The following is a 12,439-nucleotide window of genomic DNA, read 5'->3' as shown; positions in this document are numbered from 1 at the left end:
GTAGAATTAATATTACATATTTCGAGGCAATATCACCTCATTATTTTTCTGTATAATCCACGTTACCATTAACTTAAAACACCCATAACTTAATTGCCATCACTACTATAGCCAGAAGCAATAATCGTTTAATCCACTTATCTCCTTTTTTAACCGTAAAGGTACTACCAAGCCAACCTCCGCTTGCACTACCAATAGCGAGAATCAAACCTGCTTTCCAATCAATTAAATCTTGATAAATAAAAACACCCAAAGCTGACACTGTGTAAATTAACGCAACGGTGACTTTAATGCTGTTGGTTTTAACCAATGAAAATCCATTAATCTTAACCAGAGCTAACATCATGATAAAACCGATACCAGCATGTAAGAACCCACCGTAGATACCAATAAAGAAAAAAGCTATTACTCCAGTCCATTTTCGTTTCCCAGATAATTTCTCACCGGTATCTACTGAATAATTTGGTTTGAACACCAAAAGAATGGCCACAATTATCATGACCGCCGATAGGATGCGGTTGAACAACTTTTCGGGGATATCAATGGCCAGATTAGCACCAATAATTGCCCCAATCAAAGCTGCGATTCCTAGATAAATCCCATACTTTCCCGGAGAAACTTTTTTCTTTTTAAAATTTGAAACTGCCACAACATTTTGTGCCAGTAATGCTATGCGATTGGTGGCATTAGCTACAACAGGAGGCAAACCGAGAAAAATCATCAATGGTAGTGTTATTAACGATCCACCTCCTGCAACTACATTAATAAAACCTGCTCCAACTCCAGCAAGAACAAGGAGCAGGTAATTAAGTAAATCCAAAATGTATTATTAAATTCCTAAGGCCTGACCACCACCAATCTGAATAGTTTCAGCAGTGATAAATGAAGCATCTTTACTAGCTAAGAACGATACAACAGAAGCAACTTCTTCTGGTTGACCAAGTCTACCAAGTAAAATATTATTCTTCCATGAAGCAAAAACCTCAGGTTTAGTCGATTTAATTTGAGCATGGAATGGCGTATCAATAGTACCTGGTGACACAGCATTTACACGAATACCATCTTCAGCTAAATCTTTCGCCAATGCTCTCGTAATGGCATGTACTCCGGCTTTAGATGTTCCATAGATACCTGCTCCAGGTCCTCCAGCATTCCAACCAGCATTAGATGTATAATTGATGATTGATGCATTCTCTCCTTTTTTAAGGAAAGGAATACAAGCTCTTGATGCAAAAAACACTGAATCAAGGTTTAAGGCCATCACAAATCGGTAAAACTCAGTAGTCATTTCTTCAAATCGAGATCTTCCTCCCAGACCACCTGCGTTGTTCACAAGCACATCAATACGACCGTACTTTTCACCAATGGCATTAATATTAGAAGTTACTTCTTCTTCTTTAGTTACATCAAAACCATAATACTCTGCGGTAATACCTTCTGCACTCAACTCTTCAACTCTTTTTGCTCCAGCTTCATCTTCGATACCATTTAAAATAACAGTATATCCATCTTTACCTAGTCGCTTAGCTACTTCAAAACCTATTCCACCAGTTGCACCAGTTACTACAGCTACTTTATTTTCTTTACTCATGATTTTATATTTTAATATTTTATTTAAACTAAATTGATCCTAAACAACTATTTCTTTACTCAACAGATTTGATGTTTTTGGCAAAGAAGAAAATTGCCATTACACCAAGTGGCACGAAAATACCTATCCCTACAAATATTGGGTTGTAACCAAATGCATCTACTACTCGAGGTACAATCCAGTTCATCACAATTACAGAGAATACACCAACCATACCACCTAATCCAGCCAAAGAACCAACTGATTTTCCACCAAAGAAATCACTTGGTAAGGTCTGAACATTACCGATGGCAAACTGAAAACCAAACAACACAAAGAATACAATAGATACAAACACAATAGCCGAACTACCAAACAACACCGTTGCTACCAGTCCAAGGAACATTATAATACCTCCAATTAAGATTGTTGTTTTACGCCCTTTGTTTATCGAATTGCTTTTCGAAATTATTCGACCAGAAACATATCCACCAGCGATACTACCCAAAGCAGCACCTACATATGGAACCCAGGCGAACATACCTACTTGTTTCACATCAAATCCGTAAACATCAAACAAATAGATAGGCATCCAACCAACAAATAGCCACCAAATTGGCTCTAAGAAGAAACGTCCCACTACAATCGCCCACGATTCGCGATGACTAAGAATTTCTTTCAAACTTTTGCCTTTTGCTTCTCCATCATCCTTTTTGTCGGCCTCACTCTGTCCGTCCAGGATATAATCTTGCTCCTCTTTGGTTATCCAAGGGTGCTTTTTAGGGCCTGCCTTATTAATTAACAACCAAGGAATTATCCAAATGATACCAAAGGAACCAACTACCATAAATGTTGTTTTCCAACCATAGGCAACAAACAAGGTGGCAATAAAAATTGGTGCGATAACTGATCCAATGGAAGCTCCTGCATTAAATAAGCCTTGCGCAATAGCTCGCTCTTTAATCGGAAACCACTCTGCATTACTTTTAACCGCTCCAGGCCAATTACCAGCTTCGGAGAAACCAAGTAAACTACGGAATATACTAATGGATAAAAATCCACGTACAGTCGAATGTAAGAAAGACGAAAGCCCCCAAACTCCGATAGATAATACATACCCAATTCGAGTACCTACTTTATCAAATATTTTACCGGTGAATAACTGCCCCAAGGCATAAAACACCATGAAAATATTTAAGATATTTCCATAATCATCTTTGGTTAAATCTAAAGATTGTGCAATGGAACCTTCTACATTTTCGTTACCCCACATAATTGATAGGGCACTTCTGTCGATATAGTTAATTACTGTAGCTAAAAATATAAGCCCAATAATTACCCAACGTAATCCTTTTATCTTCATGTTCTTTATTTTTTATCACCAAAATACGATACCGCATTTCCTTGAAGGAAATCTTCACGAACCGGACTAAATACATCAATTAAGATTCCAGCTTCAAGACACAAAGCTCCATGCACCAAATTTGGCTCGATGTAAACACCATCTCCAGCTTCTACAATACTTTTCTCACCGTCGATGGTAAACTCAAATTTACCAGCGGCACAATAGGTTGCCTGTGTATGAAAATGATCGTGAGGAGTGCCCTCAGCGCCCTTTTCAAACTTCACCTGAACCATCATTATTTGATTATCGTAACCTAAAAACTTGCGAGAGACACCTCCACCAAGTTCTTCCCACTCCATACTTTGAGTCTTAATAAACTTTTCACTAAATCTCTTCATAACGTTTTCTTTTATGTAAATACTTTTAAGTTATATTTTTAAAACAAGGCATAAGCACCTTGCCATTTATATTGTTGGTCACCACACTGTATTTCGTGCTGACCTTCCATACTATTATCTTGATTACAAATCACAAAAACCTTTTTATGACCCGAATTAAAATCCAATTGAACAGCTGTATAATCCTTAGTATCATACACCGTTGTCACCTTTACTAAATTGCTTTTTAAATTTTCCACAATTTCGGTTACCGGATGCTTGCTTCCATGCACTTCTATAGCAGCACTAAAGGTAGTACTTGGTGTATTCTTGCGGCGCAAAATAACAGAAGGCTCGTTACGCAAACTAAACTCGGGATCGTTAGCTCCCAATCGTGTGTATAGAACCTGATCACCCTCTTTTGTCTCACTAATAAGTGTATAAAAACGACCATTATTCAGCCATACTACTTTGCTTTGATCTTCTGTAGCTGAAGCTTCACCATCTAACCACAAATGTTGGTATCCATTATCCTGACCTAGTGCCTTTTTAACATCGACCTCAGCTTTATAGTCCAGATTCGAATCCATAAACTGCCCTAAATAGTGATAAGGTAAATCATAATCATGATTCTCACTTGCAGCAACTTTAATTACATCAACTACCACAGAATGCTCTATTTCTTCTTCATCTTGAATTAAAGCTAATGTGCGTTGCATCTCAACTCCACTATAAGCATTCAACTCCTTTGCACTCATTACTTGTAGTTTCACATCGTCTCCATTAAAAATCCATGGCTCCGATGAAGTCTTAGTCGCTTTCTTTAAATTAGTATCAAACTGAGTATTGTTATCAACTACTAAGGTATTGTGTGCAATGGTTTGCTTTGCCCATGTTTTGTTTTCTGGCAAATAACGGCCACCATGTTTATACTCTACATTGACATAACGGGCAGCCCCATAATCTTGCAATATTTCATTTGCTCCATCATAAAGCTGAATAGTCAATCGATCGAAATGCCCATGCCCCATACCTTGTGAAGCATATTTCATAATCACACATTGCTCATCTTTACCACTACCTGAACGCAATACGCCAACAGCTCCTTGATCTCCTTTGGGGCCATCACTAAATTCTAAAGACTGCCATTTAAAAGCTTTGGCTTCATTATTATTAATTGCTTTGGCAACATCCAAACCTGCATCGCAAATAATAACTTCATCTTGTTCCTGAGCAATACTTAGTAACTCCTTATTTGATGGATCAACAGCATAAACAATATCCACAGCATGCACCAATTCAGTTGCCATGTACGACATACTTTTTAAAGCATCGTTAAATGGAAAGAATCGGCCATCAGTACTTGTCAATTGCAATGTAGCTAACACCGCCTTTTTTAATATACCTTCGCGATATTCGAAAATATTCAACTCCGGTTGGTTATTATCAATGGCCTGAGCAAACAACATGTATGGCAATAGAGCATACCTTTGGTAGTAAGGTCCCTCTGTGTAATAACCGTCAGGCGAAAACAATTGATCGAGCTGTGTAAAAAAACCTGCACCAACCTTTTCATCTTTTGGTCCGGTACTAACACCATAGTATGCATGCTCAACCATTTCGTTATTGTTTATGGCAAATCCTGTCATACCTACTGCAGCAGCTGCCCATACACCATGATTATGAACACGGTTGAACACTTTAGGCGTTTCTATCGAAAGAAAGTTAGCAAATGGAATCAACAATTGTGATTCAATTAGGGTTCTTTCCTCTTCTAACAAATCACCAGAGATACAATCGTAGGCCTGACTCGTATAAACTAACCAAACTGCCTCGTTCAATGATTGCCAGAATAACTTACCAGGCGCATATGATTTCTGTACCGGATGAAACCCAAGAGATGGATACATCTCAGCATAGGCCACTAACATATCGCGCACATAATCCTTATATCTTAATTCACCAGTAAGCTGCCAAAGTACGCCAGCACCTTTCATGGTGATATAATTTTGTTTGTGACGATTATGCGTATAACCTCCTGCCGGATCTTTTGGCACAGGTACATTAACACCTAGTTTCATATCCTCGTTAACCTCGTGAGTTAATTTAGATACAGAACGTTGCAATATTGGCAAATTATTTAATTCGCTCTTTATTTGGTCAACGGCCCCAGCTGTTAGGATAAGCGAGGGTTGATGTTTTTTATTCTTTGGAGAAGAACAAGACGCTGACAAAACAAACACCAATATTACTATGTAATTTAAAATTCGCATCTTACTATTTAAGTTTTGTTTCTAATAACTTTTGTAAGTTTTTATGTTCTACTACTCATTCCTGGATAAAAGCGACCCATCAGCTAACCAATGTACGTTTCCATCAGTTGTATACTGATGGATCACCCTCTCCTCCAAGAAAATCTATTAAAGCAATAATTATTGGTAACCAAAACATCTACTATAATCTGGTTACCAACATGTCAAATATTGTTTCGGCTTTAAAATAATTAATGACTGACACTCAACTCATAAAACCTCACCGATGAATATGCTCCTTCATCTCTTGTTTGTAAATAATTTCCAGCCTTAAAGTAGTTTTCAAAAACGCCCCATTTTTCAATGTGAATATTTTCGTAAACCTTAAATTCAGTATTATTTAAAACAACAACCATCTTACCTTCAGAAACTTTAACCTCTAAAGTGAATTTCCGAAAGCCAACTTCTTCTTCGAAATTAAACCCTTTGTCATCACCCCAAGCTTCTTCATGCAGTAAGGCTTCATTTGTCGCATTTAAATTTTTAAGCACCTTTGTTTTAACCCGGATTTTTCCATTATCCCAATATATCTTCAGAATAGGTGGCGCATTATTATCATCAGCTCCTATTAAATCACGCTGCTCATTTGTTAACCTACCATGAATTTGCATAATTATGGTTCTATGGTATTTTCCATCTGCATCTCTAGATGTAGCATCCATCGCTAATTTACCCTTCATATAAGCGCCATCCTTAAAGGTCCAATTCACGTTATTTTCACCAGGAACCATTTGCTCTCTTAACTCTGACCGAGAATACTTCGTATTCTTAGTTGTTGAAGCAGTTGGCTTTGCATGAAAAACGATAGCACCCCTAGTAGAGTCGATATACATATAGGACTTTGCGATTTCCATTGATGCAAAATTCGAAATTTCGGGCGGCTCAATTTCAAAAGGTTTGCCTGCATCGTTTGATATAGGTAAAGTTACTTTCCAATGGCTTAAATCTATATTTGGAAGCTTAACTTTCTTTTTCTTCTTTTTATCGCGTTTTTCAATTTTACTTTCCGATTCTGTAAGGCCATTTATCTTGTTAGAAGAATTAGCGTTAGCAGATAGAAATAATGTTAATACAGTTATTAATAGTTCTATTCGGAAATTTTTCATCTGTCTGTAATTAATTATGGTAACAGATAGAACTCCCATGATAATAACTCCTCGATAGCCATCGTGGCTCGTTTGTGAAAAATTATTATCATGGTCGGCTCCACTAAATTGAATTATTATATGATTCTAATCCTGATACACCTTAACATTATCAATCCAAGAATCTACTGATGTAACTGCGTAAAACATGACTGCAACTTCACCACTGTCATTAGTCGTAAATGAAAGCTGAACTAAGGTTCCAACTGTATCTGAAAATTTACCCTCGGCAATCGTTCCAACATGATTTCCTAAATTAGACGCTAAATTAGCTACAGCTTCAGCACCATCAGTGTAATGAGCATCTAATACCAGACCAACAATACTTCTACCTCCAATTGGGTCATTAGCATCATCACTCTTCATTGTATATTCGTACTCTAAAACATAGTCCGTATTTGGCAATAACTGAAGTGCCTGGTATGCATATCTCGAGTTAGAAGTTTGAAGATATCCTCCTGATTGACTAGCTGTCCATTTAGCAGCTGGTGTTTTAGATCCATTATCTGAACCATCATAATTAGTCCAGGATCCATCAGAACTAGAACCAAAAGGAGTTGTGGTACCATCGGTGAAAGTTGTAAATCTCCAATGATCAGTTTTAGCATCAAAATCTCCATTAAGAATAACAGAAGTAATTGGCTTGTGTAAGAACACATTATCAACATTAAGAGTGGCAGCATCTTCTGCCATACCTTCAGCACCTAATTCAAATTTAATCTCGTCAAACTGAACAACAGGTCCTGAAAAATCAGTAGCTAAGTCTAAATTCAAATTTATCCACTCACCATCTACTAAATCCAGATTATAATCATATTCTGTATCGCCATTCACTAATACTAATCTCAACTTATCAATACCCTTTGCAAAATCAGAATGAACGTCTAAATGTAGGTGCGTAGCAGCAACGCTAGAGCCAAATGCATCGGCAACAATAATTTGATCTAATGCAATTGATGCAGCAACATCTTCGCTAAGTCGCGAGTATTGCATTACCTTATTTCCAGATTCCATCGTAACTTCACCCTGTTGGGCAGCTCCTGCGGTAAAGTCAACTCCTGCCGCTTCATATCTGTAAGAGATAAATTCACCACTATGTTCAATCCCATCACTATAAATAGCTAACACTTCCTCAAGACCAATAGTAGGCGAGTCAGGTGCTGAACTTACCGCAGCAACTTCATGCTCAACTGTTAAGTCTTGCGATTGAGAAACATTTTCTAAAACATCTGATTTTGCAGTTACTTTTATTGTATATGTAGCTACTTCAACTTCATTAGGATAGTCGTATGAAGCAGAACCTCCTGCCTCAATACTTACAATAGAAGAAGCACCATTTCCGAAGTCAACATCATAGCCATCAACTCCAATTGCTAGTGGCTCTACCGTTACGTAAGTGCCATCTTCAACTCCATTCTCGTCAGGACCTGGCGTTGCCGTAAAACTTGAAAATGTAATTTCAGTTAGTCCCGAACCAGTTGAATCCTCATCGCCTGGCTCAATTATCTTATCTGTTTCACATGATGCTATCAGACCTATGATAAATATGGCAAATATTCCTTTTTTAAATAAATTCATAACCATTTGTTTAATTGTTTTTAACTTCCTACAAACTTATTTTGCTGGATAAACTTTGACATTGTCTAAGTATAGATCCACATCTGTTACCGCATAAAACATGATAGACATTTCACCACTAGCATTGGCAGTAAATTTTTGCTCAACCAAGGTAAAAGATGTTTTCCCTTTTACTTCGGATCCAACATATTGACTAACATGGGTACTTGCTACCGCATCGGCACCATCGTCAAAATGACCATCTAAAACTTCAGCAATGATTCTATTCCCATCCGGAGCAACACCTACTTGCTCTGCCGGAGTTTTAATTGCATATTCATATTCAAGAATATATTCCACATCACGTTCTATATTAGAAGGAGATACAATGATAGCCTGATACGCGTATCTTGTATTAGCACTTAAGTAAGCACCTGCAGAAGTTGATTTGGTCCATTTAGCTCCTGATGTCTTCGCTCCATTATCGGTTCCATCATAATTAAGCCAAGATCCATCAGAACTAGAGTTAAACGGATTAGTATTTCCACCTGTAAAAGAGGCAAATTTCCAATCGGAAGATCCACCATTAAAATCCCCATTGAGAATTGTAACCGGAATAGGTACAAATTTATCTACTACCTCAACATCCACAGTTATAGTATTTGATGCTTCATTTCCATCAATAGCAGTCAATGTTACTGGATACGTTCCTTCCCCTGCTTCGAAAGTATAACTAGGATCTTTCTCTGTTGAAGTATTTCCTCCTCCAAAGTCCCACTCATATTTAATCGATTCTATTGACGTATTATTAAATTCAACTGTCCTGAAATCCTCTGCGTTTGGAAGATAAGCAAAACTAGCTACTGGTGGACTCAAATCTGGTTTAGAGCCAGCTTCCGGTAATTCATACTTAAAAGCTTCTTCACAACTTACCGATAAAAACACTACCGATATGAACAACACCTTCATGGTGATCTTGAAAATATTTAATTGATTTTTCATAATCTTAATGTTTAAAATATTATTGCGGATTTTGTGTCAAAATACCTTCACTTAAATTTATTTCTCTAGATGGAATTGGTAATAATAATCTTCTAATATTATAACTTGTATATCCCATTTCGGCAGCATGCGCACCTAACACATCGTGTGCAACTCCAAATCGTAATAAATCAAAGAAACGATGGTTTTCAAAAGCCAATTCCACTCTTCTTTCAAGTAATAAAGCATCTGTTGTTAAAACAGAAGGACGATCTGCGACAGCATCAAAACCTGCCCTAGTTCTAACTTCCATATAAGAATCAATGGCACTGGCATCACTAGTATTTCCACCTGCCATAATAGCTTCAGCATGCATTAAAAGTACATCTGCATATCGTAGAATAATCCAGTCGTTACCAGCATAAGAAGGAGATTCCCCATATGTTGGTAGGTTCGGGTCTGAAATATCTGATCCATCAGGTAAAAACTTAACAACTTCTGCATTCTCTGGTACAGGAAGCTCAGCATCTTCACCATAAGCCGCATAAGAAACAGCGGTTCTATTTCCCCCTACAGCAATAAAGTCTTCAGCAAGATTTGGGTTTACAATATTAAGTCCATCCTGTCTACCTTGACGATTATAAGAAGTGAATTCTGAAGAAAAACCTTGGCTTTGCTCCGGGTTTACAGATAAGTACTGAATGGCAAAAATAACTTCATTGTTTAATTCATTATAGAATACATCATGAAAATCATTCTGCAAAGCAAAAGTACCTGAACCAATAATGGCTTCGCATAGCAATTTAGCACCTGCGTAGTTTGGTGTTGGAAGCGTTAAGTACACTTTAGCTAACAATCCTTGAGCCGCTGCTTTTGAAGCTCTGGAATTATAGGTATTATCCATATGAGTTACACCTTCTTGCAAGTCAGCTATAATTTGTTCGTAAACTTTTTCGACCGCCACTCTTGTAAAAAGCGCTTCTTTTTCTTCTGGGCCTAAAATAGAGGTTACCAAAGGCACAGCTCCATACAATCTCACTAAGTTAAAATATGCGTAAGCTCTTAAAAACTTAGCCTCTGCTGTATATTTATTAACATTGGCAGCATCTGACTTATTTACATATTTTAGAACATTATTGGCTCTAAAAATAATTTCATACATCGATTGCCAATAGTCCTCGGACTGAATATTTTCAGGCTCAACAATGTAACGGTGAAAATCGGCTCTTGAACCTTCAAGAGTCATACTTCTGGTATTATCCGATCGGTGCTCAGTTAAAAGATACTCTAGCTGTACGCCTCTATTATACCTTTCTGTACTTGATTCCGTATTTTCATTAACACCTTGTATGGCATCATAAATACCAATAATCCCAGTCAAAACATCAGCATCTGATTGAAAATAAGTTTCAGCAACTATGGCAGAATCTGGTAAAGGATTCAAGAACTCATCTGAATCACAAGAATTAAATAGAAACCCTGTGATAGCTATAATTAAAAACTTTATATATTTCATAATTTCGTTTTTTGATTAAAATTTAACATTTAAACCAACTGAGTAAGTACTAAATAAAGGTGTACCCCCTCTTTGAGCACCATAAGTAGTTGGTGTATTAACACTATCAATAAACTCTGGGTTAAAACCATGATAATCATCAGATGTGATATATAGCACATTCTGACCTGTAGCATAAAGTCTTAATGATTGTAATCCTATTCTTGAGATTAAAGCATTTGAAAAAGTATAACCAAGATTTATATTTCTCAATGAAACATAACCTGCACTCATAACAATATCATTTGTATGAACTCTCTGCTGAAGAAAAGAAGCATCAGGTATGATTCCGGCATCTACAACCGCTTGCTCATCAGTAGTAGCTCCGTTCCAATGAGAGAAAAAGTATTGATCACCAACATTTCTCACTTCAGCTCCCTGGCTCCCTTGAAACATAAAAGAAAAATCGAAATTTTTATATTTGAACTCATTAGTTATACTCCAGTTAATTTCTGGGTATGGGTCGCCTAATATCGTTTTATCTTCATCGGTAATTAAACCATCACCATTCAAATCTTTAACGATAACATCTTCTGAAACCCCATTAATTGGAAGCCATGGAGAATCCCAATATTCACCAGGCAACTCCTTACTTTCGTCTACCACATAGCCATAAAAAGACGATATCGGATTACCAACAGAGTTTATCCATTGAGAGTTTCTACCCCATGCGTCCTGAGATAAAGCTCCGTCTGAATCACCAAAATCAAGCAATTCGTTTTTATTGGTAGAGGCTATAAAAGTAGTTTGCCAAAAGAAATTGGCATTTACAATGTTTTTGGTTCTCAACTCAAATTCCCAACCACTGTTTGCTACTTTTCCTTTATTTACAATACCGTTGCTAAATCCAGTCTGATATGATACAGGTATGTTTAGCAACAACTTATCGCTGGTTCTTTTATAATAATCTATCGAACCTGAAAAACGGTTATTTAGAAATCCAAAATCTATACCAGGGTTAAATTCCTCAGAAGCTTCCCATTGTAATTGTAGATTAGCAATATTTAAAGGAGAAACACCAGTTGTTATTACATCGTTAATAATTGCATTGGTATTTCCTAATTGTGCTAAATATGGCCAATTGCTAAGTACATCGTTGTCCAAATCAAAGTTCTCAGAACCTGTCAGTCCATAACTCACTCTCAATTTTAATTTACTAAGAATATCATTTTCACTCAAGAAATCTTCATTATGTGCATTCCATCCTAAAGATACCGCAGGGAAGTTACCCCACTTAGATTCTGTTCCAAAAACAGAACTACCATCACGTCTAAAAGATGCATTTACAAGGTACTTATTGGCATAAGCATATGAAATTCTACCAAAATAGCCAATCTTATTCTTTTGAATATTGAATTCTTCTGCAGTAAGACTAGTTGCTGCTTCTAAGTTTTTAAGTAAATCGTTGGTATATCCTGTACCTATAACTTCACTGGTTTCTGATCTTCTATCTTGTATGGAATTACAAATAAAAACCGGACGTTTTTTTAAGACCTTAAGCGGCAATTAAAACTTGGTAATAATTTAATTCATATTCAATGGGAGTTACATATCCCAATGAAGAGTGTAATCTCTTGCTATTATACCACCCCTCAAT

General features: G+C 36.9%; 10 protein-coding genes. All 10 read right to left on the bottom strand.

The features are described from left to right. Positions 1–73: 73 nt before the first annotated feature. Positions 74–820 carry a sulfite exporter TauE/SafE family protein gene (locus ACRD7B_RS05720; RefSeq protein ID WP_430823518.1) on the bottom strand — a complete coding sequence of 249 codons (747 nt, stop codon included), beginning with the start codon at positions 818–820 and terminating at the stop codon, positions 74–76. 9 nt (positions 821–829) lie between these two features. Next, positions 830–1,591 carry an SDR family NAD(P)-dependent oxidoreductase gene (locus ACRD7B_RS05715; protein WP_430823517.1) on the bottom strand — a complete coding sequence of 254 codons (762 nt, stop codon included), beginning with the start codon at positions 1,589–1,591 and terminating at the stop codon, positions 830–832. Positions 1,592–1,646: 55 nt separating this feature from the next. Continuing rightward, positions 1,647–2,933 carry an MFS transporter gene (locus tag ACRD7B_RS05710; RefSeq protein ID WP_430823516.1) on the bottom strand — a complete coding sequence of 429 codons (1,287 nt, stop codon included), beginning with the start codon at positions 2,931–2,933 and terminating at the stop codon, positions 1,647–1,649. A 5-nt stretch (positions 2,934–2,938) separates the two neighbouring features. Then, positions 2,939–3,313 (bottom strand): cupin domain-containing protein, encoded by a 375-nt coding sequence (locus ACRD7B_RS05705; protein WP_430823515.1) that lies wholly within the window; start codon positions 3,311–3,313, stop codon positions 2,939–2,941. A gap of 38 nt (positions 3,314–3,351) precedes the next feature. Then, positions 3,352–5,565, bottom strand: a complete 2,214-nt coding sequence (locus ACRD7B_RS05700; protein ID WP_430823514.1) for an alginate lyase family protein — start codon at positions 5,563–5,565, stop codon at positions 3,352–3,354. A gap of 230 nt (positions 5,566–5,795) precedes the next feature. After that, complete coding sequence (locus ACRD7B_RS05695) at positions 5,796–6,710, bottom strand: polysaccharide lyase family 7 protein (RefSeq protein WP_430823513.1); 915 nt, start codon at positions 6,708–6,710, stop codon at positions 5,796–5,798. Between the two features lie 126 nt (positions 6,711–6,836). Then, positions 6,837–8,327 (bottom strand): hypothetical protein, encoded by a 1,491-nt coding sequence (locus tag ACRD7B_RS05690; protein WP_430823512.1) that lies wholly within the window; start codon positions 8,325–8,327, stop codon positions 6,837–6,839. Between the two features lie 36 nt (positions 8,328–8,363). Beyond that, entirely contained in the window at positions 8,364–9,308 is a 945-nt protein-coding gene (locus tag ACRD7B_RS05685; protein ID WP_430823511.1) for a PKD domain-containing protein, read from the bottom strand. A gap of 19 nt (positions 9,309–9,327) precedes the next feature. Then, a complete protein-coding gene (locus tag ACRD7B_RS05680) occupies positions 9,328–10,803 on the bottom strand; it encodes a RagB/SusD family nutrient uptake outer membrane protein (RefSeq protein ID WP_430823510.1) in 1,476 nt (491 codons plus the stop codon). A gap of 15 nt (positions 10,804–10,818) precedes the next feature. Continuing rightward, a complete protein-coding gene (locus ACRD7B_RS05675) occupies positions 10,819–12,348 on the bottom strand; it encodes a SusC/RagA family TonB-linked outer membrane protein (RefSeq protein WP_430823509.1) in 1,530 nt (509 codons plus the stop codon). Positions 12,349–12,439: the final 91 nt, after the last annotated feature.

It is taken from the genome of Carboxylicivirga fragile (assembly GCF_050589805.1).
Classification (GTDB): Bacteria; Bacteroidota; Bacteroidia; order Bacteroidales; family Marinilabiliaceae; genus Carboxylicivirga; species Carboxylicivirga fragile.
This window is presented reverse-complemented; position numbering and strand designations above follow the sequence as displayed.

Bases quoted from the DNA above. Each gene is read 5' to 3' on its own strand.
- ACRD7B_RS05695 (WP_430823513.1), bottom strand. From the start codon at position 6,710: ATGAAAAATTTCCGAATAGAACTATTAATAACTGTATTAACATTATTT.
- ACRD7B_RS05705 (WP_430823515.1), bottom strand. From the start codon at position 3,313: ATGAAGAGATTTAGTGAAAAGTTTATTAAGACTCAAAGTATGGAGTGG.
- ACRD7B_RS05715 (WP_430823517.1), bottom strand. From the start codon at position 1,591: ATGAGTAAAGAAAATAAAGTAGCTGTAGTAACTGGTGCAACTGGTGGA.
- ACRD7B_RS05680 (WP_430823510.1), bottom strand. From the start codon at position 10,803: ATGAAATATATAAAGTTTTTAATTATAGCTATCACAGGGTTTCTATTT.
- ACRD7B_RS05710 (WP_430823516.1), bottom strand. From the start codon at position 2,933: ATGAAGATAAAAGGATTACGTTGGGTAATTATTGGGCTTATATTTTTA.
- ACRD7B_RS05685 (WP_430823511.1), bottom strand. From the start codon at position 9,308: ATGAAAAATCAATTAAATATTTTCAAGATCACCATGAAGGTGTTGTTC.
- ACRD7B_RS05700 (WP_430823514.1), bottom strand. From the start codon at position 5,565: ATGCGAATTTTAAATTACATAGTAATATTGGTGTTTGTTTTGTCAGCG.
- ACRD7B_RS05690 (WP_430823512.1), bottom strand. From the start codon at position 8,327: ATGAATTTATTTAAAAAAGGAATATTTGCCATATTTATCATAGGTCTG.